Annotated in this window: 24 protein-coding genes and 1 pseudogene; 14 read left to right on the top strand and 11 right to left on the bottom strand. The window is 69.8% G+C overall.

Annotated features, from left to right (window positions below):
- Window positions 1-84 precede the first annotated feature (84 nt).
- The gene (locus ACTMTB_RS16670; RefSeq protein ID WP_441146594.1) at window positions 85-885 is read right to left on the bottom strand and encodes a hypothetical protein; all 801 of its coding nucleotides are present in this window, start codon (window positions 883-885) and stop codon (window positions 85-87) included.
- Between the two features lie 175 nt (window positions 886-1,060).
- Here ACTMTB_RS16670 and ACTMTB_RS16665 point away from each other — a divergent pair, with 175 nt between their 5' ends.
- The 3 genes and pseudogenes from ACTMTB_RS16665 to ACTMTB_RS16655 all read left to right on the top strand — a co-directional run bounded on the left by ACTMTB_RS16665 (window position 1,061) and on the right by ACTMTB_RS16655 (window position 2,660).
- Window positions 1,061-1,276, top strand: a complete 216-nt coding sequence (locus ACTMTB_RS16665; protein ID WP_441146592.1) for a hypothetical protein — start codon at window positions 1,061-1,063, stop codon at window positions 1,274-1,276.
- Window positions 1,277-1,582: 306 nt separating this feature from the next.
- Window positions 1,583-1,678, top strand: a pseudogene (locus tag ACTMTB_RS16660) (O-acetyl-ADP-ribose deacetylase); the annotation flags it as partial.
- Between the two features lie 121 nt (window positions 1,679-1,799).
- A complete protein-coding gene (locus ACTMTB_RS16655) occupies window positions 1,800-2,660 on the top strand; it encodes a DUF4253 domain-containing protein (RefSeq protein WP_441146590.1) in 861 nt (286 codons plus the stop codon).
- A gap of 121 nt (window positions 2,661-2,781) precedes the next feature.
- Here ACTMTB_RS16655 and ACTMTB_RS16650 read toward each other — a convergent pair whose 3' ends face one another.
- From ACTMTB_RS16650 to ACTMTB_RS16635, 4 genes are all read right to left on the bottom strand, one after another.
- Window positions 2,782-3,147 (bottom strand): tyrosine-type recombinase/integrase, encoded by a 366-nt coding sequence (locus ACTMTB_RS16650; protein WP_441146588.1) that lies wholly within the window; start codon window positions 3,145-3,147, stop codon window positions 2,782-2,784.
- A 238-nt stretch (window positions 3,148-3,385) separates the two neighbouring features.
- A complete protein-coding gene (locus ACTMTB_RS16645) occupies window positions 3,386-5,872 on the bottom strand; it encodes a low temperature requirement protein A (RefSeq protein ID WP_441146586.1) in 2,487 nt (828 codons plus the stop codon).
- Window positions 5,873-6,263: 391 nt separating this feature from the next.
- On the bottom strand, window positions 6,264-7,316 hold the full coding sequence (locus ACTMTB_RS16640) for a LacI family DNA-binding transcriptional regulator (RefSeq protein WP_441146584.1): 1,053 nt from the start codon (window positions 7,314-7,316) through the stop codon (window positions 6,264-6,266).
- Between the two features lie 78 nt (window positions 7,317-7,394).
- Window positions 7,395-9,947, bottom strand: a complete 2,553-nt coding sequence (locus tag ACTMTB_RS16635) for a GH32 C-terminal domain-containing protein (protein ID WP_441146582.1) — start codon at window positions 9,945-9,947, stop codon at window positions 7,395-7,397.
- A 274-nt stretch (window positions 9,948-10,221) separates the two neighbouring features.
- On the opposite strand from ACTMTB_RS16635, the gene ACTMTB_RS16630 reads away from it, so the two are divergent.
- The 4 genes from ACTMTB_RS16630 to ACTMTB_RS16615 all read left to right on the top strand — a co-directional run bounded on the left by ACTMTB_RS16630 (window position 10,222) and on the right by ACTMTB_RS16615 (window position 14,285).
- Entirely contained in the window at window positions 10,222-11,307 is a 1,086-nt protein-coding gene (locus ACTMTB_RS16630; protein WP_441146580.1) for a substrate-binding domain-containing protein, read from the top strand.
- 97 nt (window positions 11,308-11,404) lie between these two features.
- A complete protein-coding gene (locus ACTMTB_RS16625) occupies window positions 11,405-12,433 on the top strand; it encodes an ABC transporter permease (protein ID WP_441146578.1) in 1,029 nt (342 codons plus the stop codon).
- Entirely contained in the window at window positions 12,430-13,269 is an 840-nt protein-coding gene (locus ACTMTB_RS16620) for an ATP-binding cassette domain-containing protein (RefSeq protein WP_441146576.1), read from the top strand. Before ACTMTB_RS16625 ends, ACTMTB_RS16620 begins: the two co-directional genes overlap by 4 nt.
- Window positions 13,270-13,313: 44 nt before the next feature.
- Window positions 13,314-14,285 (top strand): carbohydrate kinase family protein, encoded by a 972-nt coding sequence (locus ACTMTB_RS16615; protein ID WP_441146574.1) that lies wholly within the window; start codon window positions 13,314-13,316, stop codon window positions 14,283-14,285.
- A gap of 175 nt (window positions 14,286-14,460) precedes the next feature.
- On the opposite strand, the gene ACTMTB_RS16610 is transcribed toward ACTMTB_RS16615, so the two are convergent.
- The 4 genes from ACTMTB_RS16610 to ACTMTB_RS16595 all read right to left on the bottom strand — a co-directional run bounded on the left by ACTMTB_RS16610 (window position 14,461) and on the right by ACTMTB_RS16595 (window position 18,874).
- Window positions 14,461-14,736 (bottom strand): hypothetical protein, encoded by a 276-nt coding sequence (locus tag ACTMTB_RS16610; protein ID WP_441146572.1) that lies wholly within the window; start codon window positions 14,734-14,736, stop codon window positions 14,461-14,463.
- A gap of 213 nt (window positions 14,737-14,949) precedes the next feature.
- Window positions 14,950-16,407, bottom strand: coding sequence for an SDR family NAD(P)-dependent oxidoreductase (locus ACTMTB_RS16605; protein ID WP_441146570.1), 1,458 nt, complete (start codon window positions 16,405-16,407; stop codon window positions 14,950-14,952).
- 611 nt (window positions 16,408-17,018) lie between these two features.
- Entirely contained in the window at window positions 17,019-17,819 is an 801-nt protein-coding gene (locus ACTMTB_RS16600; RefSeq protein ID WP_441146568.1) for a TIGR03943 family putative permease subunit, read from the bottom strand.
- Window positions 17,816-18,874, bottom strand: a complete 1,059-nt coding sequence (locus tag ACTMTB_RS16595) for a permease (protein WP_441146566.1) — start codon at window positions 18,872-18,874, stop codon at window positions 17,816-17,818. The genes ACTMTB_RS16600 and ACTMTB_RS16595 overlap by 4 nt, the downstream gene beginning before the upstream one ends.
- A 336-nt stretch (window positions 18,875-19,210) precedes the next feature.
- Here ACTMTB_RS16595 and ACTMTB_RS16590 point away from each other — a divergent pair, with 336 nt between their 5' ends.
- The 7 genes from ACTMTB_RS16590 to ACTMTB_RS16560 all read left to right on the top strand — a co-directional run bounded on the left by ACTMTB_RS16590 (window position 19,211) and on the right by ACTMTB_RS16560 (window position 24,786).
- Entirely contained in the window at window positions 19,211-19,615 is a 405-nt protein-coding gene (locus ACTMTB_RS16590) for a Fur family transcriptional regulator (RefSeq protein ID WP_441146564.1), read from the top strand.
- A gap of 137 nt (window positions 19,616-19,752) precedes the next feature.
- Window positions 19,753-20,145 (top strand): SCO5389 family protein, encoded by a 393-nt coding sequence (locus tag ACTMTB_RS16585; RefSeq protein WP_441146563.1) that lies wholly within the window; start codon window positions 19,753-19,755, stop codon window positions 20,143-20,145.
- Window positions 20,146-20,176: 31 nt separating this feature from the next.
- Window positions 20,177-21,166, top strand: coding sequence for an LLM class flavin-dependent oxidoreductase (locus ACTMTB_RS16580; protein WP_441146561.1), 990 nt, complete (start codon window positions 20,177-20,179; stop codon window positions 21,164-21,166).
- A gap of 85 nt (window positions 21,167-21,251) precedes the next feature.
- Window positions 21,252-22,238, top strand: a complete 987-nt coding sequence (locus ACTMTB_RS16575; RefSeq protein ID WP_441146558.1) for a nucleotide-binding protein — start codon at window positions 21,252-21,254, stop codon at window positions 22,236-22,238.
- Between the two features lie 282 nt (window positions 22,239-22,520).
- A complete protein-coding gene (locus ACTMTB_RS16570) occupies window positions 22,521-22,916 on the top strand; it encodes a GntR family transcriptional regulator (RefSeq protein ID WP_053656509.1) in 396 nt (131 codons plus the stop codon).
- Window positions 22,913-23,812 (top strand): ABC transporter ATP-binding protein, encoded by a 900-nt coding sequence (locus ACTMTB_RS16565; protein ID WP_441146556.1) that lies wholly within the window; start codon window positions 22,913-22,915, stop codon window positions 23,810-23,812. The genes ACTMTB_RS16570 and ACTMTB_RS16565 overlap by 4 nt, the downstream gene beginning before the upstream one ends.
- The gene (locus ACTMTB_RS16560; protein ID WP_441146554.1) at window positions 23,809-24,786 is read left to right on the top strand and encodes an ABC transporter permease subunit; all 978 of its coding nucleotides are present in this window, start codon (window positions 23,809-23,811) and stop codon (window positions 24,784-24,786) included. The genes ACTMTB_RS16565 and ACTMTB_RS16560 overlap by 4 nt, the downstream gene beginning before the upstream one ends.
- Before the next feature lie 73 nt (window positions 24,787-24,859).
- Here the strand turns inward: ACTMTB_RS16560 and ACTMTB_RS16555 are convergent, their stop codons facing one another.
- On the bottom strand, window positions 24,860-26,053 hold the full coding sequence (locus ACTMTB_RS16555; RefSeq protein ID WP_441146819.1) for an IS3 family transposase: 1,194 nt from the start codon (window positions 26,051-26,053) through the stop codon (window positions 24,860-24,862).
- A 205-nt stretch (window positions 26,054-26,258) separates the two neighbouring features.
- Entirely contained in the window at window positions 26,259-26,501 is a 243-nt protein-coding gene (locus tag ACTMTB_RS16550; protein WP_441146552.1) for a hypothetical protein, read from the bottom strand.
- Between the last annotated feature and the right edge of the window lie 155 nt (window positions 26,502-26,656).

The raw sequence follows: 26,656 nt of genomic DNA, 5'->3' as shown, positions 1-26,656 counted from the left end.
GCACACCCGCACAGCCCGCGACCCCCCGCGCGAGTCGCGGCATGAGCGTGCGCTGGGCCAGCGGGTCAGAGGTGTGAGCGCCTTCTATCGGAGCTCGAGTTTGGGTGCGGGTAGTCGATCGTCTCCGAAGGAGAAGAGGCGCCGCAGCTCCAGGCGCAGTTGTTCGATCTCGTGGTTGTCTAGGTGGAGCCTGACCGGGTACGTCGCCGACCGTGTTCCCCAGGTTCGGGCCGCTTCGTCGGTCAGCTGTAGGCGTAGCGTCCGCCGGGTCAGCATGAGCGCGACCAGCCCTTGGAAGACCGGTACGTGGTGCTCGGTGAGCAGGCAGTAGCCGTCGTCGTCGCCGGGGTCGTACTCGTCATGCGCTGGGTCGAATGCCTGAAACTCCAGGATGCGGGGCCGGTCGTCGAGGTCGCGGCCGGCCAGAGCCACGCACAGGACGGCGCCCTCGTCGCGCATCGACAGTTCCGACGCGGTGAAGCCGGTCCGGGCCCGGCGTAACAGCGCCGCGGTGAGCCGCCGTATCGGCCCGGGGGCCTCACCCGGGCCGTAGGGCCGGCCGCTGTCGACCTCGATGATGTGCTGGACGTGTTCGACGGCCATGTCGAGCATGCTGTAGGTCAGCTCGGTGACCCCGTTCGGCCCGACGAACCGTAGGGCAACGTCACCGGCCGTGGTCGGTCCGTGCTGTTGCCACCAGCCAGCCAACGGCGCCGCCAGGACCGACAGATCGCGCATCTCGTCGGCGGTGAACCTCACGACGTCGCCAACGCGATCGATCTCGATACCGTTGGCAGCAACGGCCCTGGCCGCGGCGACCAGCATTCCCCCCGGGTCCACGGTCTGACCACGGACGACCAGGCTTACCCCGAATCCCACCGGCACGCGACGAAGCGTAGACGTCGGTCACGTACCGCATCAGCCCACGGCCGAAGGAGACCACCCAGACCAGCCGATCAAGCAACGGTGGCAGCGACGTGCATGAACGCGGCAGATCCGCGACCAGATCACCGCCGCTCAACCATTTCCCGATGGCGGTATCGCCCTCCAGCTTGCGTTCGTGGTCGGGCCCCGCCGCGCCTGGCCGAACTTCTGGAAGGCCACGATCGACTCGCTCGGCTCAATCTTGGGGCGTGACGCCGGTGCCCGCGAGTGGAACGCACGCGACGGCCGCATCACAGACCTCGGGCTGCACTGCGTCATCGACCCCTCCGCGGGCAACCAGGTCACCATCGCGATCCGAGCCTGCACCGTCGGCAATCAAGCGGTCCGCTGACGCGACGGCGACGCCGCCGCACGACCCGGCTCGACGCAGGATCAACGGTCAGCGCAGACCGATGCCGTGACGCCACAGGCACGGGCCCGGCTCACGGTGCGCGGCATGTCAGGGCGGCATCAGGACTTGGAGTCGGCCCTACTGGTAGGGCATGTATCTGACCGTCCTCGGCTACCGCGGCCAGAGGGACCGCTCCTACGGCAAGCGCATCAGCCTCACGCCCGACGGAACCAGATGGCCTGGGTCTGTAGCCGGTGCTCACGGGCAGAATAGTGGCGTGCCAGTCGTCCCGCCGTCCTCGGGGACATCACGACGCAGGATGTTGATGCCACCGTCAACGCGGCGAACAAGGCTATGAACGGAGGCGGCGGTGTGAATGGCGCCATCCATGGCCGCGGAGGCTCGGCGAGGGGACCTCTCGACCAGACCTGGGCGATGCTGCGTGCGTTGCTCGCCGGATCGTAATTTGCACCCGGACCCACCTCGACGCCGCGTCGCGTCGATGATCGGAGACACTTTCACCGTGCGAAACGACCTCGACCAGATCGAAGCGGCGTTCGTCGGCACGCCACTGGCCGGCCTGCCGATCGGGCACGGCCCGTCGGGCACTGTCCTCGTCGCCGACATCGACCCCAATCGCCTGCACGAGGCCTGGCAGGCTGCCGACGCACTGGTGCCGGTCATCGGACGCCGGCCCGTCATGGTCACCGACGACTTCGACGACACGCTGAGGATCCGGCCCGAGCCCGAGCCGGGTCCGTCGGAGTCGGAGCTGCGCGCGTTCGCCGAGGCGGCCGAGTCTTCCGAACCCTGGCTGGCCTACCGCCACTACAGCGAGGACGACGAGGTCGACGAGGGCGGGGTCGAGTACTACGCGCGTGGCATGGCCGGCGTCGACCTGGACCTGACGGCCCTGGTGTCGGATGTGGCGCTGCCGACTCCGCGCCAGGCGCTGGAGCGGGCGCTGTACGATCGGCTGCTCGCCGACGCCGACCTGTACGCCCGGGTGCTTGGCAGCGTGCGGTTCGTGACACAGACCGACTACTGGTACACGCCTGACAGCGTCCTGCTCATGTTGCTGCCCACCAGCGACGTCCGCAGCTCGGGGTACTGGGTGGACTTCTTCGGTGCGCTCACCCGGGAGTACCAGTGGACGCTCGCCAAGGTGTTGGCGCAGTGGCGCCACCGGTGGGACGCCCGCCTGGTCGCGTCGTGGGGCACCATGCTGCAGTTCCAGGTGGGTCGTCGGCCGGCACCGGGTGACGAGGCATGGAACGCGGCCGGCCAGCTCAAGGCGCTCGCCCCGAACCTCGACCTGAGCCGGTGGGAGGTCGCCGTTGCCTTGCCCGCCGGTGACGCGTGGTTCGTGCACAACCGGCCCTGACAAACTCGACCAGACCGTAACCCCCCGAGCTCGGCCATCGCCTGCCGACTGAGCCGCTCCTTGAGGTCGTGGCCCCAACTCGGCCGAGCCGCCCCCTCATCGGCGAAGCCGCGAGCGCTGGCTATGTCCTGGAGGCCATGTACGCGGCCAGGATGTAGTTGGGGTGCCGGTCGAGGTTCTTGCGGGCCCGGTCGTAGCGCATGGTGGTTCGCGGGGCGGCGTGGCGGGCGGCGATCTGCACGTCGCGCAGGCTGACACCGGCGCCGAGCATGGTCGTCACGAACGTGTGGCGCAGCATGTGGGGATGCATCCTCGGCATTCGGATCCCTGCGGCCTGGGTCCGGTGCTTGAGCCGGCGGGTGGCGGCGTGCCGGTCCATCCGCACGCCGACGGTGTTGCGCAGGATCGGTCCGCTGGTGCGGTCGTCGACGGCCTTGTCGTAGCTCGGCCGCAGCCGGTGGCAGCGGGACGAGCACGCCCTTGCCACCCGCGGACGACGGGCGGCGGCGCGAGCCCATGGTCGCGGATCATCCACCGCGACTCGACCTGTCACAGGGCGGCGTCCACCGCGTCCGAGGCGCTGATCGTCCCGCAACGGGACGTGTCGATCGTTCGCCTGAGAGAGGTTGCGCAGCCTCGCGTTGATGCACCTCATCCTCCTCATGCACACGATTCGACAGATCTCGGGTGCGGAAAGGTCAGGAACGGGACGGCGCTCCACCGGGCTACGTGATCGGGTTGCCCGGCCGGGCGTCGGTCAGGATGGCCGAGCGTGGTTCGGACAGTCGTCGCCGTAGGTCGGCGGCACGGAGCGAGTCGATCGCCATCACGGAAACGCTGGTGGCGGTCAGGATAGTCAGCGCCAGCAGCGGCGACAGCGGGCTGGTCACCAGCGCGAGGACCATCACGAACAGGATTCCGACAACGCGGACCCAGCGGACCTCGCGCTGGACACGCCACCAGAATGCCTGGTTGGCAAGAAGATAGACGATTGTCCCGGCGAAGAGGATGGCGTGTCCCAACGGGGTACGCGCCGGTCCTGACGGTTCGCTCAGCACGTCGAGAATCTCACGCAGGCCGACGGCGAGCAGCATCAGCCCGGCAATCATCGGCAGGTGGAGGTAGGCGTACGCGTCGCGGGCCAGCGCCGCCCGCTGATCGCCAGTGCGGGCTTGCAAGGTGCGCTCTCCGACAACGGCGTCGGTGTCGAAGTACGCCCACCAGAGCGTGGCCAGCAGGACCATGCTGGTGACGATGGCACCGACGACCGACCACGAGATGGGGCGGCCGGAAACCGCCACTCCCGTTGAGATGATCGATTCTCCCAGTGCAATGAGGATGATCAGGGCATACCGGTCGCTCCAGTGTCTGGCCGAACTCACGCACCAGAACCGCAGGACGAGGTAGCCGCCGGCGAGGTCGACGACGATGGCTGCCAGCCAGAGGCTCGCCACCAACTGCCCCAGCACCTCCGGAGCGTCCGGTCGCGCGGACGTCAGGGCGGCGACCATCAGCAGGACGAGCGCCGTCAAGGTCGGGACGCTCGCCCGCAGCACGTGTGCGGGTGGCGCCCGGTCCGGGCGGCCAACAAGCCGGAGCGCGGCCAGGTGCAGTAAGCGGAGGGCGATGTAGCAGGCGACGACGACCGTCGGCCCGGGCAGGCCGTCCGGCACGTGATCGAACGCCTGCGGGATGGCGATACCGATGGTCAGGGCCAGCGCCACGACCAGCAGGACACTCAACCGGACGGGGATGGACTCGCTGCGCAGGACGTTTCCTACCTGCGTGTAGCGGGACCAGGCGATCCACAGCAGGGTGAGCACTGCCAGTGCCTGGGCGACCCCCGGCCCGGTGGGATGCCGGCTCGTCAACACCGTGACCTGGATGAACGTATAGACGACCACCAGATCCAGGAACAGCTCCTTCGGCGTGACCCCGGTGCCGGTGGTCCGGTCGGCCGCCCCCGCCACCCGTTCGTGCAGCGCGCGGTGCCGCCGACGGAAGACGGTGAGGTCAGCCAGGACCATACTGGCGAGAAGGGCGGCAAGCAGCCCTACGGCACCCACCGCCGGCAGGTGGACCGCGACCGGCACCGCGGCACCCACCAGAACGACCCCCAGCAACGGGCTCCGACCCAGCAGGCGAATGGTGCGGTACTCGAGAGCCACCATGCCAAGCAGGTACAGAAGGACACCTCCGTAAAGGACCAGCGTGCCCAGCTCGTCCCACCTGGCTGCGTCGGCGGGCTCGACCGAACTCAAGGCACGTTTGAGCCCCAGCGCGAACAGGGCGAGGCCGACAATCATCGGAAGGTGCAGGATCGTGTACACGTCGCGGCCGAGTCGTGACCTGGCGGATGCCGGCTGCTGCTCCAGTGCCCGCTCGGCGGCGAATCCGGCGATGTCGAAGTAGCGCCACCAGAGCACGGCCACCACGATGAGGCCCAGCGCCGAACCCCCGATGACCGACCAGGTGATCGGGGGATCACCGATCAGGCCGCGGCTGGTGCCGATCGAGATGATCGTCTCGCCCAGCGCGATGAGCATGACCAGCCGGTGCCGCTCTGCCCAGTGCGGCACGGAGGCGATTCGAACGCCACCCATGCCGATCGCTCGTACGCCGATGAAATCGACAGCGGCTGCGGCGAAGAATAGGGCCAGCCGGACAGTCTCACCGTCGATGCCCGAGGGTAGGAGACGAGGAAGTAGCGCGCCGCACAGCAGCAGAACCGCGCCGCCGGCAAAGGGCAACCACCTGCCGAGGACGGACGCTCGGATCGGCTGCTCGCCTGATCCGGCGTACGTCAGGATCAGCAGTGCAACGAGCCGGGCAAGCAAGAAGGCGACGACGAAGATCAGCGGCCCGAACAGGCCTCCCGGCCGGTCGGTGAAGGTCACCGGCGCGGCGATGCCGATCAACAGGATCGTCGCGGCCACGCCGAACATGACCAGCCGAATGATTCCCCGGTCTACCCTGACGAGATTGCCGAGCAACGCATATGAGCTCCAGCATCTCCACAGCAGCAGGATCACCAAGACGCCTTGGAACACGCCCTCGACTCGGAAGTTCTCCGCCATGAGGTTCGTCGCAGCGAGGAATGCGTACACGAAGACCAGGTCGAGGAACAGTTCCAACTTGGTGACGCCGGCAGCCCCGGTGGAGAAGTGAAGGTTCCCGAGGACTCGCGCAAGGCGCTGGTGCCGCTGCCGCACCGGCCGCCTCCTGCTCACCTTTCCCACTCTGCCAACCGCCGGCTGACCGGATGGCGGGTTTGGCAAGTCCGTCCAGCACACACCTTCGAGCGCGCCCGCATCGACGCCCAGGTACGCGACCTGTCTACCACCCGCGACCGACTCGATTCGATCATCAGCGCCGCGCGCGAACGGAGCCGGCCCGCACCACCGAACCTGACTGGGGGTTCTACCTCGCCAACCGAATCCCAGTCCGCATGACAGGACTACGCAGACCGGGTTGACCGAAGTCATCAATTGGCGCGACGGCCAGCAAGCGACGGCCGATGCTCACCTGCCGGTTGCACATCCATGAGGCGATCCGGTGATACCGCCCTGACGGGCGTTACATTCCCGCCATTGCGGGTGCGCCTCAGTCCCGGTGCGGCCCCGCGATTTCGCCCGACCCGCGGGCGATCAGCCGGGTCGGCACGAGGTGGGTCCTCGGCTGCCACTGCTCCCCGTCGAGGCGGCGGAAGATCAGGGAGGCGGCGACCCGGCCCATCTCGGACGGGTTCTGCGCGACGACGGTGACGCCCGGCTGGAGCAGGTCGGCAAGGGGGAAGTCGTCGAAGCCGACGAGGGCGACTTGCTGCTGCCGGCCGAGTTGCTGCAGCGCCCGGATGGCGCCGATGGTGACGAGGTTCTGCGAGGTGAAGAGGGCGGTCGGCGGGGACTCGCGGGTCAGCAGCCGGCGGGCCGCCTCCTCGGAGTCGCGCTCGGTGTGCAGGTCGTGGACGATGTTCGCGGCATCGGGCCGGATGCCGTGGTCGCTGAGCGCCTCCTTGAAACCCCGGAAGCGCTGCCGGGCGGTGGAGATCGTCTGGAGGTCGCCGAGGTAGGCGATGTCCCGGTGGCCGTGCCGGACCAGGTGGTGGGCAGCGGCGGCGGCGCCGTCGTGGTTGTCGGTGAGGACGGCGTCGACGGGCAGCCCGACCGGGGGCCGGTCGACGAACACCACGGGGGTGCCGGCGTTGACGTCGCCCATCAGGTAGCTCTGGTTGTCGCTTGCCGGCACCACCACCAGGGCGTCGGCCTGCCGCATGGTGAACGCCCGGACCAGGTCGCGCTCCCGCTCGGGGCTCTCGTCGACGCTTCCGGCGAAGATCAGCACCTCCCGTTCGCGGGCGGCGTCCTCCAGCGCCCGGTGCAGCGCCGAGGAGAAGGGGTTGGCCAGGTCCTCGAGGACGGCGGCGATCGCCGCGCTGCGGCCGCCAGCGCGCCGCAGGCTGCTGGCGGTGAAGTTCGGACGGTAGTCGAGCTGCGTGATCGCCCGCTGCACGGCCGTGATCTTGGACGGGGAGACTCCCGGTTCGCCGTTGACCACCCGGGAGGCAGTCTTCGTGCTCACGCCAGCGAGCAGGGCGACGTCCCGTAGCGTGGGCCGAGCCCGGGCAATCGTCGAATTGGAAACCGCACCGTCCATGAGCGCTCCTAGCGGAGGCGACGCCGGGGACCGCGGTACCTGCCGCGGCCCCCGGACTGCTGATGATCGGGTCCCAGGTTATCGCCACACGGACCGCAGCGGCCGGACGGTGAGTGACCGCACCAGCACCTCCCCACCCTCGGCGAAGAGCCGCGTCTGGTCGCTGCCCGGCGCGGGGAAGATCTGGTCGGTGATGGTGGTCTGACCCGCCCCGCCGAACACCTCGACGGAGGAGCGGTCCAGGTAGATCGTCATGCGCACCCGGTCGCCATCGACGGAGAGCGGGCCGGAGTGCACGCCGGGGAAGAGCGGGCTGAACCCGACGTCGCCGGACCGGGTCCGGTCGACGTAGAGGCGCCGCGCGGCGGCGTCGTACCCGATCACGGTCCGCTCGCCGTCTCCGCCGCGTACGTGCAGGCCGAACCGGTCGGCGTCGCGGAGTTCGAACTCGGCCTCGATCTCCAGCACGGTCCCGTCGGCGGCTGCCGGCAGGTCCCGCACGCCGGGTCCGACGACGGCGTCGCGCAGGGCGTACGCGCCGCCGGCCCCGCGGAGCCGGCGGATCTGGCTGACCGGTCGCTGGACGAGCTGCACCTCCCCGTCGATCGTGGCGAGCCCGAACTCCCGGGGCAGCGCCATCGCGCCACGCCACGGGGAGGTGGGGATGCCGCCGGCGTACTGCCAGTTGTTCATCCACCCGACGAGCACCCGCTCGCCGCCCGGGACGCCGTTGTACGAGATCGCGGCATAGTAGTCCTTGCCGTAGTCGACCCAGTCGTAGCGCTCCAGTTCGCTGCCGGCCGGCCGGTCGGCGAACATGACGTGGTCGACGAGGATGTGGCCCCAGCCGCCGGAGTTGAAGTCGTTGATCTCCAGGTGGGCCCGCCGGCCGGCCAGGTCACGGACGTCCCAGGCGACCCAGTCGAGGCGTTCGCTGTCCTTGCCGGTGGCGGTGCGGACCACGTCGTCCTCGACGACCAGGTTGACCGCGGTCTCCACCGACCGAGGCAGCACCGGTTCGTCGGTCGCGATCAGGTGGTCGACCAGGAGGTGCCCCCAGCCGCCGGTGTTCTCGTCGACGATGCGCAGCTGGGCGCTGCGGCCCCGGTACTCGGCCACGTCCCAGCTGCGCCAGTTCACGAAGCCGGAGAAGTTCCCGGTGCCGGTGCGGACCACCTCGCCGTCGACGAGCAGTTCCACCACCGTCCGCGCGCTCGCATCGACGTGACCGCCGGCGCCGACGAGCACGCTGAGGTGGTTCCGGTCGATAGGGAACGCCGGCGAGGTGAGCGTCCCGGTCGTCGTGTCGGCCTCGTAGAAGGTGGTGAGCAGTTTGTCGCCCACGTGCCCGCGTTCCGAGCGGGCGGGACCCACCACCGGCGTCCGGCCGCGCAGCCCGTCAGTCGCCGTCCAGCCCGCCTGCTCGTACGTTTGGCCGTCGGGCAGCTCGAAGTCGAGCACGGTCTCGGCGCCCTCGGGCACGAACTCGGTGGTCGCGCCGGGCAGGTGCGGGTGCGCGCCACCGCCGACGAGGAGGTTCAGGAAGTCCTGGTCGAGGGTGAACTCGGGGGAGATCATCCGCCCTTTCGGGGTGTCGAAGCCGAGGAAGCTGTTCACCAGGGAACGGCCGCGGAAGCCGCTGACCAGCTGCTGGCCGGGGACCGTCCCCGGGTAGGGGGCGGTGCCGAAAGGCCCGGGGGCCAGCGTCGGGTCGTTCTCGATCGTCCAGCCGGCGTAGTCGCCGTCAAAGTCGGCGAAGAGTGTTCCGGCCGGGGGCTCCGGCTCGCCGGTCACCATGTTGTCCGCGGTGAAGGTGGTCCCGTCCCAGTCGCCGACGAAGTACTGAGCGCCCGACCCGCCGGCCACTGACCCCGGGTTCAGGTTGACCACCAGCACCCACTTGGTGCTCTGCGGGTCGCCGTCGACCGGCACCTCGAACAGGTCCGGCACCTCCCAGACCCCGCCGGTGGCGTTGGCCGGGCCGAAGTCGCTCAGGTAGGTCCACGCCTTGAGGTCGGCGGAGCGGTAGAAGCGAACCTTGTGCTCGGTGGCCAGCACGATCGCCATGACCCAGTAGCCGGCCTCGGCGTCCCAGAAGACCTTCGGGTCGCGGAACTCCCGCGACCCGAGGTCGAGCACAGGGTTCCCGGCGTACTTCGTCCACGTCCGGCCGTGGTCGATGCTGTAGGCCAGCGACTGGGCCTGGATGCCGGTAGCCGGGTAGGCGCTGGTGTAGACGGCGACCATCGCCGGCACGCCAGGGCGGCCGAAGCCCGAGGTGTTCCGCTCGTCGACGACGATCGACCCGGAGAAGATGTGCTCGTCGGCCGAGTAGGGGAGCGCGACCGGCAGCTCCTCCCAGTGGAACAGATCGCGGCTGACCGCGTGGCCCCACGACATGTTGCCCCACTGCGCACCCTCGGGGTTGTGTTGGTAGAAGAGGTGCCATTCGCCCTGGTACCAGACCAGCCCGTTCGGGTCGTTCATCCAGTTCCGCTCGGGACTGAAGTGGATCTGCGGGCGGTACGGCTCGTCCCTCGTGCCGCCGGTCGCACCGCTGGCGGTGGCGCCGGGCATCGCCGCCACCACGGCCGCGGCCGCGCATGCGGCCAACCATCGTCGGATTCTCATCCACATCCTCCGTCCGTCATGGACGCCGGCCGTCCGGCCGGCGGTGGGCGCCCGGGTCCCCGCGCTGGACACCGTCAGTGGTGGGGCGCCGGGTGCAGCGATCCTGCGGCTGCTTGACATCGATGTCAACAGCGCGGGTACGACTGCGAGCAGCAACTGGAAAAGTCGTTGTCATGCCATTGACATCTTCGGGTACGTCACTGGAAACTGCGCTGACATCGTTGTCAACACTGCTTCCCGGCAGGGCGCCGGGGACGGTTCCGAGGGAGAAGACATGATCCAGCGCATTGGCCGTCGCCCTACGGCGCTGCTGGTCGCCGCCGCGGCGGCGACCAGCATGGTCGTCAGCGGTTGCGGCGGCTCCGGTGACGAAGGAACCGGCGGCGGCGCCCCGACCGTGGCCGTCTCGCTGATCACCAAGAACTCCACGAACCCGTTCTTCGTGACCATGCAGCAGGGTGCGAAGAAGGCCGCCGACGCCGAGGGCGTCAAGCTCACCGTCGCCGCGGGCAAGGAGGACGGCGACGAGGCCGGCCAGGTGCAGGCCATCGAGGACGCGATCGCCCGGGGGGACGAAGGCATTCTGATCACCCCGAACGGTCCCGGGGTGAACCCCGCTATCAAGAAGGCCCGTGACGCCGGGCTCTACGTGATCGCCCTGGACACCCCGCCCGACCCGGCCGACACCGTGGACATCACGTTCGCCACCGACAACTTCAAGGCGGGTGAACTCGTCGGCAAGTGGACGGCGGCCCAGCTCGCTGGCAAGCCGGCGACCATCGCGCTGCTGGATCTGTTCAACGACAAGGTCGTCTCCGTCGACTACAACCGGGACCAGGGCTTCCTGGCCGGGATGGGCATCGACACCGCCGACAAGAAGAAGAACGGCGACGAGGCGAAGACCGGCAACTACTCCGGCGGCACCTACACCATCGCCTGCAACGAGCCGACCCAGGGCGCCGAGGACGGCGGTCGCACCGCCATGGAGAACTGCCTGACCAGGAACCCCGACATCAACGTCGTCTACACCATTAACGAGCCGGCCGCGGTCGGCGCGTACAAGGCGCTGCAGGCGGCGGGCAAGACCCAGGGCGTCCTGGTCGTCTCCGTCGACGGCGGCTGCGACGGCGTACGGCATGTCAAGGACGGCGTCATCGGCGCCACCTCACAGCAGTACCCGCTGAAGATGGCCGAACTCGGCGTGCAGGCCATCAAGAAAATTGCGAACGACGGTGAGAAGCCGCAGGTCACCGGTGGCCTCGACTTCTTCGACACCGGCGTCACCCTGGTCACCGACAAGCCGGCCACCGGGGTCGAGAGCATCACCAGCGCCGACGCCACCGGGCGCTGCTGGGGCTGAGTCCACCGCTGTCCCGGTCGAGGCGCCCGGGAACTCGCATCCCGCGCCCTCGACCGGGCAGTCGTCCGCCTCCGTCGACCACCCCAGGGAGCAGCCCGTGACCACGACCACTCCACCAACCAGCGCAGCGCAGCAGTTCGCGCTGCGCCGGCACTCACCGCTGCAACGCGTTCAGCACCTGCTGCACGCCCACCCCGCGATCAGCCCGTTCCTCGTGCTGGTTATCGCGTTCGTCGTCTTCTCCACCCTCAACCCCCGCTTCGCCGCGCCGAACTCCCTGTCGCTCGTCCTGCAGCAGGTGGCCGTGATCGGCGCGCTCGCCGTCGGGCAGACACTCATCATCCTCACCGCGGGGATCGACCTGTCGGTCGGCGCGATCGCCATCCTGGCGATGATGCTCTCGGCGAAACTGGCCGAGGGGCAGGGGCTGCCGGGCGTACTCGCCGTTCTGCTCGCCATCGCTGTGGGCGCCGCGGCGGGCGCGCTCAACGGCGGGCTGGTGACCCGGCTGAAGCTGCCGCCCTTCATCGTCACCCTGGGCACGCTCAGCGTCTTCACCTCCATCGGGCTGCTCTACTCCGATGGCCAGAGTGTCCAGGCCACCGATCTGCCGCCCGTGCTCAGCTGGACCGGGGAATCCTTCCCGGTGGGCGAGTTCCGGATCACCTTCGGCGTCGTCGCGGTCGTGCTCATCTACCTGGTGGTGGGCTACGCCCTGGCCAAGACCGCCTGGGGCCGGCACGTCTACGCGGTCGGCGACGACAAGGAGGCCGCGCGGCTCGCTGGCATCCGGGTCGACCGGGTGCTGCTGAGCGTGTACCTGGTGGCGGGAGCCATCTACGGCATCACCGCCTGGATCCTCATCGGACGGGCGGGCGCGGCCAGCCCGAACGCCATCACCGACGCCAACCTGGAAAGCATCACGGCTGTGGTGATCGGCGGCACCAGCCTCTTCGGCGGCCGGGGAGTGCTGCTTGGCACTCTCCTCGGCGCGCTGATCGTCGGGTTCTTCCGCAGCGGCCTCTCCCTCGCCGGCGTCGACGACCAGTACCGGGTGCTCGCCGTGGGCCTGTTGGTGATCCTCGCCGTGGCCGTCGACCAGTGGATCAGAAAGGTGCGAGCATGACCGCCACCACGCACAGCCCAGGCAGCCGCCCGCCCGCGGCAGAACCGGCGCAGCGTACGCCAGTGCTCTCGGCCCGCGGGTTGGTGAAGACCTTCGGCAAGGTCGTCGGGCTGGACGGGGTCGACCTCGACCTCTATCCCGGCGAGGTGCTCGCCGTGATCGGCGACAACGGCGCCGGCAAGTCGACGCTGATCAAGTGCCTCACCGGCGCGCTAAGCCCGGACGCTGGAGAGCTGTTCCTGGAGGGCCGGCCGGTGCACTTCAAGCGCCCGCAGGATGCCCGGGACGCCGGTATCGAGACGGTCTACCAAACCCTGGCCGTCGCCCCGGCGCTGGACATCGCGAGCAACCTCTTCCTTGGACGGGAGAAGCGCCGCCGCGGACCGCTCGGCTCCGTCTTCCGGATGCTCGACCAGCAGGGCATGCGCCGCGAGGCCGCCCAAGCCCTCGCCGACCTCGGCATCGGCACCCTGCAGAACGTCGCGCAGGCGGTCGAGACGCTCTCCGGAGGCCAGCGGCAGGCCGTCTCGGTGGCGCGGGCCGCCGCCTTCGGCAGCAAGGTGATCGTGCTCGACGAGCCGACCGCCGCGCTCGGGGTCAAGGAGTCCAACCAGGTGCTCAGACTGATCGAGGAACTGCGGTCCCGCACACTCCCGGTGATCCTCATCAGCCACAACATGCCGCACGTGTTCGAGGTCGCCGACCGCATCCACATCCAACGACTGGGTCGCTGCGCCGGCGTGGTCAGCCCGTCGTCGCACACCATGGCCGAGGCGGTGGCAATCATGACCGGTGCCACCACCCTCGAACAGACTCCCGGCCACGCAACGAGCTGATCCACGGCCCGGCACAGCATCGATGCCATCCAGAAAGGAGAGACGTGATCACCGTCGTGGGTGAGACCCTCGTGGATCTGATCGAGGAGACAGCGGGGACGATGGCGGCGTACCCCGGGGGAAGCCCCGCGAACGTGGCCACCGCTCTGGCCCGACTCGGTCAGCCCACCACCCTGCTGACCCAGATCGGGCACGACGCCCACGGGCGGATGCTCCGCGCCTACATCGAGCGCAACGGCGTACGCCTAAGCCAGCAGTCGATCCTGAACCTCGCGCAGACAAGCGTGGCGACGACGCACCTGAATCCCAAGGGCCAGGCCACCTACGACTTCAACATCGAATGGCAAGCCTTCCCTGGGCAGATGGTCGAGGATGCGCACGGCGATTGCCTGCACACCGGATCGCTCGCCACGGTCCTACAGCCGGGAGCCGACGACGTGCTGGCACTGGTGCGGCGGGCACGCCCGTCGACGATGATCAGCTTCGATCCGAACTGCCGTCCCTCAGTGACCGGCGACCCGATCGGCGCCCGAGGAAGAATCGACGCCTTTGTCAGTTTGAGCGACGTCGTCAAGGTCAGCGGCGACGATCTGGACTGGATCTACCCGGGCCGCCCCTACCAGGAGGCGGGGCGGAGGTGGCTGGCCCTCGGCGCACACGTTGTGGTCGTCACGCTCGGCGAGCTGGGTGCATGGGCGGCGACCCGCCGGCACGAAGTCGAAGTTGCGGCGCACCATACAGATGTGGTGGACACCGTCGGGGCGGGGGACGCCTTCACCGCCGGGATGCTCGCCGCGCTCAGCGAGGCCGACCTGCTGAAGGCGGAACGGCGCAGCACACTCGCCGCCGCTGACCGCGCCGTCCTCACCGAAGTGGTCGAGTTCGCCGCCGAGGTAGCGGCACGCACATGCGCTCGTCGCGGCGCCAACCCTCCCGTCCGCGCCGAATTGAGCGTCCCTCGAGCAGAAGTCAGCCTGGGAATGCTTCGTACACGACGGGGTGCAGAAATCGATTGAGGCAGTCGGCTACCAGGCCCACGACGCCGACGGCGTGGAACACCACACAATGGCCCTCGACGGCTTGCATCAAAGTGACGAACGCCGCCGGCCGGATCGGCTGTGTCGGTGTCTTCATGCCCCAAGACCGGTGGCCCACCAGCGATCCGAAGGGCGGACGGTGGGTCGTCAACGGCTAATGGCGCGGATGACGTCGGCCTGGGACCTCACCGATAGGCGAAGAGGAATGCGTCCTCGATGTTTTGGCCGGGAGGTGCAGCATCTCGGCCTCGACGGTGAAGCCGGCGGCGTCCAGCCAGGCTGTGACCCAGCCCGGTGGGCGGCGGTGCACGTAGACGTTCATCGGGTAGCCGCCGTAGCCCTCCGTCTTGAGCCGGCTGCCGTCGCCGGCGTGGAAGCCGAGCAGCATGACCCCGCCGGGCCGCAGCACTCGGTGGAACTCGGCGAACACCCTGGGTACTCGTCGTCGGGGATGTGGATCAGGGAGAACCAGGCGAGCAGGCCGGTCAGGGTATCGTCGGCCAGTTCGGGGCCCGTCATGGAGCCGACCTCAGAACGGCTCCATCGCGGCAGCCACCGCAGCTTGGACCTGTGGTGGACGGGGCGACGGTGCTGACCATGTCGGCCTGAGCCCGGGTGGCCGACTGCGGGGTGGGCGCGCCGATCACCAGGCGCAGGGCGCGTAGTCCTTCAGGAAGCAGCCGTACAGGTCTTCGCCCTGTTCGCCGCGGACGATCGGGTCGTAGACCCGGGCCGCGCCGTCGACGAGGTCCAGCGGGGCGTGGAAGCCGGCGTCCGCCAGCCGCATCTTCGTCGGGTGGGGTCGCTCGTCGGTGATCCAGCCGGTGTCGACGCTGGTCATGAGGATGCCGTCGGCCAGCATCTCCTGGGCGCTGGTCCGGGTCAGCATGTTCAGCGCGGCCTTGGCCATGTTGGTGTGCGGGTGGCCCGGCCCCTTGTAGCCGCGGGCGAACTGGCCCTCCATCGCTGACACGTTCACCACGTATTTGCGGCGGGCGGTCGCTGCGGCCATCGCCGGTCGCAGCCGGCTGACCAGCACGAACGGCGCGGTCACGTTGCACAGCTGCACTTCGAGCAGTTCGACCGGGTTCACCTCGTGCACCCGCTGCACCCAGCTGTTGACGGGGTCGAGGTCCGGCACCAGACCGCCGGCGTCGATGGCGGTGGCTGCCGCGATCCGTTCCGGCGAGGCGGAGCCGCTGGTCAGCGCCAGTGCGGTGAGCGCGTGCGCGGTGATCGCCGGCTGCGGTGGGGCGTTCAGGCTGCCGGCCGGGTCGCTCCGGCCGGTCGGTTTGGCGAACGTGATCATCTCCGGCAGCGGGCCGTCCGGCAGGGCCGCCGCCTCTGCGGCGACGAGCTGCGCGTACGCCCCGGGCGTGCGGCGGACGGTCTGCGCCGCGTTGTTGATCAGGATGTCGAGGGGTCCCTGGCCACTGACCGAGTCAGCGAGGGCGATCACCTGGGCGGGGTCGCGCAGGTCGATCCCGACGATCCGCAGGCGGTGCAGCCAGTCCGCGCTGTCGGGCATCGCGGCGAATCGGCGGACCGCGTCGTGCGGAAACCGCGTGGTCACCGTGGTGTGCGCGCCGTCGCGCAGCAGCCGCAGCGCGATGTACATGCCGATCTTCGCCCGGCCGCCGGTGAGCAGCGCGCGCCGGCCGGTCAGGTCGGTGCGGGCGTTCCGGCGCTCCCGGTTGAGCGCGGCGCAGGGCGGGCAGAGCTGATGATAGAAGGCGTCCACCTCGCGGTAGCGCTGCTTGCAGACGTAGCAGCCGCGCGGATTGTGCAGGAAGCCGGCCGTGGTACCGACGGTGGGGGAGGCGAGCGGGATGCCCTGGGTCTCGTCGTCGATCCGGCCAGGGGCGCCGGTGGCGGTGGCCGCCGTCACCGCGCGGTCGGCCGCCGCGATGGCATCCCGCCGTTCCTCGCGTCGCCGCTGCTTGATCACCTTGTAGAGCTTCGCGGTGGCCCGTTGCACCCGCACCACGTCGGGGTGATCGGGAGGCAGGTCCTCCAACGCCTCAAAGACGCTGAGACAGGTCTCCAGTCGGCCGCGGTCAATGCCGTATTGACCGTTTTCTGTAATTTTGTCCGCCGTCATGCCGCCGCTGTCTCATCCCGTTCCCTGCGCCGGATCTATCCGGCCCACCCCAAGTCCGACCCGGAACTGTACGCACCGCACGGCCTTCGACGCATCCCGCGTCAGATCATCAGCCCAATTACCGTCGAGGCCAACCTCGCTCGGGTCTACCGAGCCTTGCATCTCCAGCCACGCCGAACTCGGGACGACCATGGGCAGGCCAGCCAGCGGGCACCGTTTGCGTTTCAGCCCGGGGTCCGCGTCGCCGGCACACCTCGGCCTTGTCGGCCAGGTCGGCGTCGCGGAGCACGGCGGCGATGTCGCCGAGTGCGGTCACCAGGGCCCTGATCTCTGCTCGGCTCATCCGGCGGGGTGGTGCCCGCGTTCGCGCATAGATCTGCTTCCGCGCGAGCGCGTTCCGCCTGGTTCTGCGCGATCCAGTCGGTGACCACAGCCGGGTCCGCTCCGGCGTTGAGGGCGGCGCGGTAGCGCTCCAACTCCGGCGGTCTGCGACCCTGGCGGCCGCGACCACGTGAACGCCGCATCGGCGCCGAACGCCAGCCCGCACCACGGGAACGGGCCCCGGCGTTCAACGTCCAGCATTTCCAACCTCGATCCGAGAACGAGACCGGCTATCCGTAGGGATTGGCCGGCGCGTTCACCTGTCGCCAGGACTCGACATCGAGGTAGGGAATCTCCTCGTTGTTGACCGGGTCGCGGCCGATACGCTGGCTGTACCGGCCGGTGACCTCGACCCAGGTGTCGTCGGCCAGGCCGGCAGGCGCATCGCCGGTCATGCCGACCTTGACCGGCCGGCCGTCCGCCGCGCAACACGACATGATCATCCGAGCGAGGATCGGCTCGCCGCCGGGGCCGGGGGTGATGAAGCCGGTGAACTGGACGCGGCGGTCGCCGAGCGACCGGCCCTTGTCGAACAGGGCCAGGGCGGCATAGTCGATGACCGAGATCGGCGCGGGATCACCGGCGGGCAGCGGGGAATAGTCGTAGTTCTGCTCGGCGGTGAGCGCGGTGCCGGACTGGCCGGCGGCGTACGAGCCGAGCGCGGGCGGGCTGACCAGCAGGAGCCCGAGGACGGGCAGGAGGAGCAGCCAGGCGACGCGCGGCCCGTGATGGCCGTGGTGTCCATGGTCGTCGTGCCCGGGTGCGGTGGCCGCAGCGGAACCCACCGCGCCGTCAGGATCAGCCGGGGCGGGTGGCTGCTGCTCGTCGGCTGCGCCGGATGTGGCGGCGGCCGCGGGTCGCAGTTCGTACCAGAGGGTCATCACGGCGGTGATGATCAGCAGCAGGCTGGCGCCGATGAGGAAGGGGCGAAGTCCCTCCTTGACGTAGCGCAGATGCAGGTCGGTGAGGCTGGCCCGGAGGACCGCGCCGCCGAAGAGGATCATGATGCAGGCCTGGGCTTGGCGGTTCACAGCAGCACCGCCCCGGTGCCGACGGCGACCGCGACCGCGACCGTGAAGGTGGCGGGGGCGAACCGGGCGGCGAAGCGGCGGCCGAAGACTCCGGCCTGCATGGAGATGAGTTTGAGGTCGACCATGGGACCCACCACGAGGAAGACGAGCCGGGAGGTGAGGGAGAACTGCGACAGCGAGGCGGCGACGAACGCGTCTGCCTCCGAACAGATGGATAGCAGGACGGCCAGCACGGCAAGTGCCAGCACGGAGAGCACCGGCTGGTCGGCGAGGGTCTGCAGCCACCGTTCAGGTACCAGGACGTTGATGCTGGCCGCCGCCATCGCGCCAACGACGAGGAAGCCCCCGGCGTGGACCACGTCGTGCCGGACGGCGGACCAGAACGCCTCGCCCCGTCGAAGGCCGTCAAGCTCGGGCCGGCGTGGTAGCCGGATCCAGTCCGCGCGTCCCAGGCGTAGCCACAACCAGCCCATCAACATGGCGACGACCAGGCTGGCGACGGCGCGGGCAGGGACCATCTCGGGGTTGTTGGGGAAGGCGACCGCGGTGGCGACGAGCACGATCGGGTTGATCGCCGGCGCGGCGAGCAGGAAGGCCAGCGCCGCCGCGGGGGTGACCCCACGGCGGATCAGGGACCCGGCGATCGGCACGGCGCCGCACTCACATCCGGGCAGGACGACACCGGCGGCGCTGGCCACCGGCACGGCGAGGGCCGGATGCTTCGGCAGGGCACGCGCCCAGAAGGACCGCGGTACGAACACCGCGATCACGGCCGACAGCAGCACGCCGAACACCAGGAACGGGACCGCCTGCACCATCACCGACACGAATACCGTGGTCCAGGTCGCCAGGGACGGCGCGGACAGCAGGCCGGCGAGTGGGTCCCGCAGGACGATCAGGAGGATCAGCAGCGCGGCGAGCACCTCGACGCTGCTGATCCGGTCGGCGATCACCGCCCGCACGGCGGCACCGCGGGAATGCGGCGACTCGTGGCTGACCGGAGGTTCGCCGGGCGGCTCTTCACCTGATGGGGCGATGCGCTCGGGAGCAGTCACACCGATTCCGTTCCGGTCTGTACAGCGTCAGCGAATGGCAGCAGGGGCCGACTCCGGACACCTTCCGGGCTGCTGGTGCGGATGAGTGTATAGAGGAGTGCCGTTCGTCGGGTGACTGTCGGCATTCCGGTTCAAGCGTGCGGCCGTGGCGCGGCGGTAGGGCGAGCAACGGGCCGGCCTTCGACCGCCACGACAGTTCGACCGGCCCGACCGGCGCTGCCCGCTACCATGAACGCCGCGACGAGCCGCAGTGCGACAGGGACAGTTCGAACCGGCGGACCGTCCCCGGTGCTGCCGTGACCGCACGGCGTGCCGTCGACGAGAGGGGTCCAGGCGGTGGTCAAGTCGATCCCCGGCGCTGCTCGCAACACCCGGCAGCGCGGCGAGGTCATCACGCTGCTCGAGGAGTCCGACGAGTTCCGCAGCGCGCAACGCCTGCACGCGCAGCTGCGCGACCGGGGTGCCGGGGTGGGTCTCACCACCGTCTACCGCACCCTGCAGACCCTCGTGGACGCCGGTGAGGTGGACATGATGCGCCTGCCGTCGGGTGAGCAGATGTTCCGCCGGTGCAGCCGCAGCCACCATCACCACCTCGTCTGCCGGCACTGCGGACGTACGGTGGAGATCGTCGGCCCTGCCGTGGAGTCCTGGGCGAGCCGGACAGCCGCCCAGCACGGATTCACCGCCGTCGACCACACGCTCGAGATCATGGGTACGTGCGCGAACTGCACCACCCGATAGGTCAGAGCCCACCGCTGGTCAGGCCCACCAACCTCCAGCGAACACGCCCCGTGCCATTGACGCCACCGAGCGTGCGTGATGTGCTCATGACGCGACGCTAACGACAACCGTGATCGTTACCGTCTAGGAGGAGGAGCATGTCTCTCACCGTGCCACCGAGCCTGTTGCAGGCCGCCGAGTCGGGCCCCGTCGATGACGAGGCCTTCGTGTCCTGCGTTCGCGATTCGCTGCCGTACGCCTGGCAGGTCGTCAGCCGGGTCGTGGCGGACCTGGGGTCGTCCGACGCCGAGTTCGCCGACAACGTCGTCCCACCGCCGAGCGAGGCCGAGCGGGGTCAGCTCCTGCGTGCCCTGGCCAGCGACGCCATCCGGGCCGGCCTGGAGCGCCACTTCGGCGTCAAGCTGGCCTTCCAGAACTGCCACCGCGTCGCGGCGTTCCGTCCCTCCGCCGTCGACTCCGACACCTACCGCCGCTTCGTCTCCGTCCGTGGTCAGCTGCTCAACCAGTCTCCCGAGCTGCGTGACTGCTGACCCGGTGACCGCCCGGCGAGCAGGCCGGAACGTGGACGTCCATCTGTTCCTGCTCGCCGGGCACCGCCCGGGCGCAACCCAGGCCACGGCTCTCGCCGACGCCCACCGGTACGGCCGCGCCGCCGAAGCCGCCGGGTACGCCGGGGTGTGGATAGCCGAGCACCACTTCATCTCCTACGGCGTGTGTCCCTCGGCGGTCACTTTCGCCGCGCACCTGCTCGGCGCCACCCGGACCATCACGGTCGGCACCGCCGCCTGCATCCTGTCCAATCGCCACCCCGTCGCCCTCGGTGAAGAGGCGGTGCTGCTCGACGAGCTGTCCGGCGGCCGGTTCCGCCTCGGTGTCGGCCGGGGCGGCCCGTGGGTGGACCTGGAGGTCTTCGGCACCGGCCTGGACCGCTTCCACACCGGCTTCCACGACGCACTGGAGCTTCTTAACCGATGGTTGTCCGGCGCACCGACGGTGGCCGGCAACGATCGATTCCCCTTCCGGCCGGTGCAGGTGGTGCCACGGCCCACCCGGCGGATACCGGTGTGGGTCGCGGCGACCTCGCCGCCGACGGTGGAGCTCGCGGCCCGGTACGGCATGCCGCTGCTGCTCGGCCTGCACGCCGACCTCGCCGAGAAAGCGAGCCAGCTCGACCATTACGCACGGGTGGCCGCCGCGCACGGCCACGATGGCCGGCGTGTCGGCCATGCCAGCGCCCATCTGGCACACGTCGAGGACGACGACGGGCGGGCCGCCGACGCCGTCCGCGCCGGACTCCCGGCGCTGCTGGCCGGGACCGGCGAGTACGTCCGCCTGGACGGCGCCCCGGCGGGCCGACGAGACCTGGCCGCCTATGTGGAACGCCTCATCGCCATCCATCCCGTCGGCTCGCCCCGCCGCTGCAGGGACGCGTTGGACGAGGCCGCCGCCCTGCCCGGCGTGCGGCACCTGCTGCTGCTGGTGGAAGGCGTCGGTGGTCGCGATCGTACGCTCGACACGATTCATCGCCTCGCCGCGGACGTGCTCGACTGACGACACAACGGCGATTTGCCGCCGGAACGGCCGTGCGAGGCGTTACAGTGCCGTACGTGGAAACGATTACCGTTAACGTTGTCAGGTGGGTGCGGTGAAGGTCGCGTTCGTCGGCAAGGGCGGCAGCGGGAAAACCACCCTGGCCGCGCTGCTCGCCCGCCACCTCACCGAGCAGGGGCGGCCGGTGCTGGCCATCGACGCCGACATCAACCAACACCTCGCAGCGGCCCTCGGCGGACCGGTGGGTAGCGCCGAGACGGCGAGCCCGCTCGGCGAGCGCCTGCCGCTGATCAAGGAATACCTCCGCGGCCGTAATCCCCGCATCGGCAGCGCCGCCGAGATGGTGAAGACCACCCCGCCGGGAACCGGCTCGCGCCTGCTGCGTGTGGTCGAGAACAACCCGGTCTACGCGTCGTGCGTCCGGACCGTGAATGGCGTGCGGCTGGCGGTGACCGGCGAGTTCACCGCCGAGGACCTCGGCGTCGCCTGCTACCACTCCAAGGTCGGCGCGGTCGAGCTGCTGCTCAACCACATGCTCGACGGCCCGGGCGAGTACGTGGTGGTGGACATGACCGCCGGCGCCGACTCGTTCGCCTCGGGGCTGTTCACCCGTTTCGACCGCACCTTCCTGGTCTGCGAGCCGACCGTGCGTAGCATCGGCGTCTACCGCCAGTACGCCGGATACGCCCGCGACTACGGCGTGGCGCTGTCGGTCGTCGGCAACAAGGTCGAGGATGCCACCGATGTCGAGTTCCTCCGCGAGCACGTCGGCCAGGACCTCCTCACCTGGGTGAGCCGCTCGACCTACGTGCGACGAGCCGAACGGGGCACGGTGGGGCCGCTGGACGAACTCGAAGCAGCCAACCGAGCCGTGCTGGGGCAGCTGACGGATGCCGTCGACCGCACGGCCCAGGACTGGGAAGCCTTCACCCGCTGGGCCCACGAGTTCCACCGACGCAACGCCGCAGCATGGGCCAACGAACGCGCCGGAGCCGACCTCACCACTCAGATCGACCCCGACTTCCGAATGGGTGCGCAAACCTTCAACCTGCCGACCGCCGTCACCGCCTGACCGGCGGTGGCGGGCCGCGCCGAGCGTCCGCGCCACCGAACCACCGAGGACGGCCATACCGATACGTGCCCCAGCCGCGGTCCACGCGGCCAGCCGCCTCATCGCGTACATCGCCGGTCCGTTGTCACTGTCGCCGCCGCGCCCCGACCGCGCGGGTAACCCGCCGGCGGTCGGGGCAGGCGTGCGCCCGGATCCGGTGCCGCGGTCGTGCGGGCGCGTCGGCTCTCTTGACCGCCAACTTGCTGCTTTACTATGGTACTAGTAAAGCAGCAAGGGGCTACCGTGTTCGTCTTCCGGCTCGACACCCACTCCGGCGTGCCGCCGTACCTGCAACTCGTCCAGCAGGTCCGCCAGGCGGTGCTGCTGGGCTTTCTCCAACCCGGTGACCGCCTCCCGCTCATCCGCGAGGTGGTCGAGGACCTGGCGATCAATCCGAACACCGTCGCCAAGGCGTACCGGCAGATGGAGCAGGAGAACCTGGTCACCGGCCGGCCCGGCCAGGGCACGTTCGTCAATGAACAGCAGTCGGCCGCGATGTCGGCATCGACGTACACGTCGCTGCGCCGCGGCCTGGCGACCTGGTTGCGCCGCGCCTACGCGGCCGGCCTCGACGAGCAGGCGGTCAACGCGCTTTTTACTTCCGTCCACCAGCAGACGAGGAATGAGGACGTGGCGTGACAGGGACCGAGTTCGCGCTGCGCACCGACGGTGTGGGCAAGCGGTACCGGAGGGGCTGGGCGCTGCGCGACTGCACCCTGGCCCTGCCGGCGGGCGGCGTGATCGCCCTGGTCGGGCCGAACGGCGCGGGCAAGACCACGCTGCTGCGCCTGGTCGTCGGGTTGCTGGCACCGAGCACCGGCACGGTGGAGGTCCTCGGCCACGACGTCACCGCCAGCACCCCGCAAACTCTGTCCCGGGTCGGGTTCCTGGCCCAGGACCACCCGCTGTACAAGCGCTTCACCGTCGCCGAGATGCTCCGCTTCGGCCGGGCCTGCAACCTGCGGTTCGACCAGGGGCTGGCCGAGCGCCGGCTGGCGAAGCTGGGCATCCCGCTCGACCGCAGGGCCGGTACGCTCTCCGGCGGGCAGCAGGCCCAGGTCGCGTTGGCTCTGGCCCTGGCGAAGCGGCCGGACCTGCTTGTCCTCGACGAGCCGGTGGCCAGCCTCGACCCGCTGGCCCGGCACGAGTTCCTGCAGGTCCTCATGGGCGCGGTGGCCGAAGGCGGGGTGACCGTCCTGTTCTCCTCCCACGTCGTGCACGAGCTGGAGCGCGTTTGCGACCACCTGGTCGTGCTCAACCACGGCCGGGTCACGCTCACCGGTGACATCGACACCCTCCTCGCCGAGCACCGGCTGCTCGTCGGCCCGCGCACGGCCACCGACCTCGACCGGGCCGGCGCCGTCGTGGAGGCCGTCCACAGCGACCGGCACACGACCCTGCTGGTACGCGACGGCGCGATCCCGGCCGCGCCTGGGTGGCAGGCCCAGCCGGTCGCGCTGGAGGACCTGGTGCTGGCGTACCTGCGCCGGCCGTCCGAGCCGAGCGCCGCGGTCACGTCGGGGGTGGCGGCATGACGTGGTTGATCTGGCGCCAGCACCGGACCGAGGTCTGCGTCCTGGGTTTGCTTGTCGGCATGTTCGGCATTGCCCTGCTCGTGCTCGGGACGCAGGCCCACGACCTGTTCCCCGGCGGTCCCGCCCGGTGTGCGGGAGAGGCCGGTATCAACGAGGCCTGCGCGGCATCCTTCCGCCGGCTCGACGAGGAGTACGGGTACGTCGAGAACCTCCTGGCGGGCTTCTATCTGGTCCCCGTCGTCATCGGTGCGTTCCTCGGTGCGCCGCTGCTCGCGCGCGAACTGGAGGACGGCACCTGGCAGCTCGCCTGGACGCAGGCCGTGCCGCGGATGCGCTGGCTGGCGGCCAAGCTCGCGGCACTGGCCGGCGTCACCGTCACGCTCACCGGGATGTTCACCGCGGTGCTCACCTGGTTCCGTCAGCCATTCGACGCGTGGGAAGGGCGGTTCCAGTACGACGCCTTCGACCTGGAGGGACTTGTTCCGGTGGCGTACGCGCTGTTCGCGTTCGGCGTCGCCACCGCCGCGGGGGCGATCCTGCGGCGCAGCCTGCCCGCGTTCGGCGTCGCGTTCGGGGCGTTCCTCGCCGCCCGGATGCCGGTGGCGCTGTTGGCCCGTCCCGCGTACGCCACGCCGCTCACCACCATGGAGCCGGTCCCCGTCGGCGGCTCGAAGGACCAGGCGGGGCACCGGCCCGTGCCCAGCTTCGCTGACTGGATGATCGAACACGGCTACGCAGACGCCACCGGGCGCAGGCTGAGCTGGACCGAGTACTACGAGCTGGAGGGCGCCGCCAACCGGGCCGGCACCAACCTCAACCAGTTCCTGCACGCGCGGGGCATCCAGCAGTTCGGGGTCTACCACCCGGCCGACCGGTTCTGGACGTTCCAGCTCATCGAGGCGGCCCTGTTCATCGCCGTCGCGGCGGTCCTGATCGGTGTGGTGGTGTGGCGGGTACGGCGCCGTATGATCTAGTGCCCTGACCACAAACGTTCACGGTGTTGGTTGACACGCTGTTCGGCTTGTCGGCCGGGCGGCGTGTCGACGTTCACGCTGTGGGGTCGAGGGTTCGTTCGTACTCGGCGGGACTGCGGTAGCCGAGGGCGGAGTGGCGACGGCGGTGGTTGTAGAAGGCGATCCAGCGGAAGATGTCGCGTCGGGCGTCGGCCTCGCTGTTCCAGCGTCGATGGTCGACGGCGAGTTCGCGTTTGAGGGTGGCGAAGAACGCCTCCGCGAGTGCGTTGTCGAACGATGAGCCGATGCGGCCCCTGGAGCGGCGTACGCCGTGGCGGTGGCAGGCGTCGGCGAAACCGGCGCTGCCGTACTGGGCGCCGCGGTCGCGGTGGAAGATCACGCCGTGGACCCGGCCACCGCGGGCGGCGACGGCCGCGTCGAGCGCGTTGATGACGAGGTCGGTACGCATGTGGGTGTTCAGTGACCAGCCGATCAGCCGGCGGGTGGCGATGTCGATGACGGTGGCCAGGTAGAGGAACCGGTCACCGACCCGCAGGTAGGTGATGTCGCCGCACCAGCGCTGGTCGGGTGCGGTCGCGGTGAAGTCGCGGCCGAGCAGATCCGCCACCGCCGGCGCCGCCGGGTCCGATCGTGGTGCGCTTGCCCCGGCTAGGTGGCGACCCACGACGGCACGCTGGCTCATGATCCGCTCCACCCGCTTACGGTTGACCCGCACACCTTGATCACGCAGCTCGGCGGTGACCCGCGGCGAGCCGTAGGTGCCGCCCGACGCGGCGTGCACCGCCGTGATCTGCGCGGCCAGGACATCCTCGGCGGCGGCCCGCGCCACCCGGGTCGGCTCGGCGGCGATCCACCGGTAGAACCCCGAGCGGGACACCGCCAACAGCCGGCACAGCCGCTTGACGCCGTAGGCGGCGCGGTGGGCGGAGATGAACCGAAAGCGGCTGGTCACCGATCCATCTCCTTGGCGAAATAGGCGGCTGCCTTGCGCAGGATCTCCTTCTCGACCTGCAACTCGGCGACCTGCCGACGCAGTCGGGCGATCTCGGCGTCCTTGTCCGCCACCGACAACCCGCCACCAGCCGGCACCGGGACCGAACCCGACGTCTGATGCTCGTGCTTGCGGACCCCAGTTCCGCAGCGTCTCATGGCTCATACCCAACTCGCGCGCGACCTCGTTGATCGGCCGCCCGCACGAGCGCACCAGGTCAACCGCGTCGCGCCGGAACTCTTGCGTGTACTTCGATGGACGCCCCAACGGGGACACCCCTTCATCTGGACTCAAGATCCAGTTCTCAGGGTGTCCACATCTGCGGGGGAAGCCCAGCCCTACGGTGCGCGGGCACCTGCGCCGTGTGGCCGAGGACAGCGGTGTGGGCGTCAGTGGCGGTTGCTACCCGGCCCCGGGTACGGCTCGGCGAGGTGGTTCCAGTGGCAGCAGATGGTGGCCGAGCCGTCAACGACGACCGGATTCAGTCTTCAGGCGCCGCCGAAATGAGCACCTCGCGCGGCCCGGGTGAGAGTCCTTGCCATGCCAGGGAGCCGAGTTCGGTGCCGGCGGTGTGGAAGGCGAGGAACCAATCGGCAGCGTGAGCAAGGCTGTTGGTGAGCAGGCGGCTCTCGGGTGAGGGGTCGACCGGGAGGAACCGCACGACCTTGGCCATCCGCGCCGGCGACGGTGACGCTCCACTGGTCGGCCTGCCGCTGATCTGCATCGGGCGTGCTTTCTGGCTGGGCAGTGCCGCCCGGTCCCCGCTGCCGGCCCGCATGCCCTCGCGAAGCGCGGGCGAGGTGGCGCGTTGGCCGAAGACGAGGCGTACGACGGACCCTGGGATGGCTCAGGTCCGTGTGTGGTTGGTTAGCATGCCCG

Origin of the sequence: Micromonospora sp. L32, from assembly GCF_052068055.1 — a bacterium.
Lineage (GTDB): Bacteria > Actinomycetota > Actinomycetes > Mycobacteriales > Micromonosporaceae > Micromonospora > Micromonospora purpureochromogenes.
The sequence above is the reverse complement of the archived record's forward strand: the minus strand, read 5'-3'. Positions and strand labels throughout refer to the sequence as shown.

Excerpts from the sequence above, each read along its gene's own strand:
- ACTMTB_RS16640 (WP_441146584.1), bottom strand. The coding sequence starts at position 7,316 with ATGGACGGTGCGGTTTCCAATTCGACGATTGCCCGGGCTCGGCCCACG.
- ACTMTB_RS16635 (WP_441146582.1), bottom strand. The coding sequence starts at position 9,947 with ATGAGAATCCGACGATGGTTGGCCGCATGCGCGGCCGCGGCCGTGGTG.
- ACTMTB_RS16630 (WP_441146580.1), top strand. The coding sequence starts at position 10,222 with ATGATCCAGCGCATTGGCCGTCGCCCTACGGCGCTGCTGGTCGCCGCC.
- ACTMTB_RS16620 (WP_441146576.1), top strand. The coding sequence starts at position 12,430 with ATGACCGCCACCACGCACAGCCCAGGCAGCCGCCCGCCCGCGGCAGAA.
- ACTMTB_RS16605 (WP_441146570.1), bottom strand. The coding sequence starts at position 16,407 with ATGACGGCGGACAAAATTACAGAAAACGGTCAATACGGCATTGACCGC.
- ACTMTB_RS16585 (WP_441146563.1), top strand. The coding sequence starts at position 19,753 with ATGTCTCTCACCGTGCCACCGAGCCTGTTGCAGGCCGCCGAGTCGGGC.
- ACTMTB_RS16560 (WP_441146554.1), top strand. The coding sequence starts at position 23,809 with ATGACGTGGTTGATCTGGCGCCAGCACCGGACCGAGGTCTGCGTCCTG.
- ACTMTB_RS16550 (WP_441146552.1), bottom strand. The coding sequence starts at position 26,501 with ATGCAGATCAGCGGCAGGCCGACCAGTGGAGCGTCACCGTCGCCGGCG.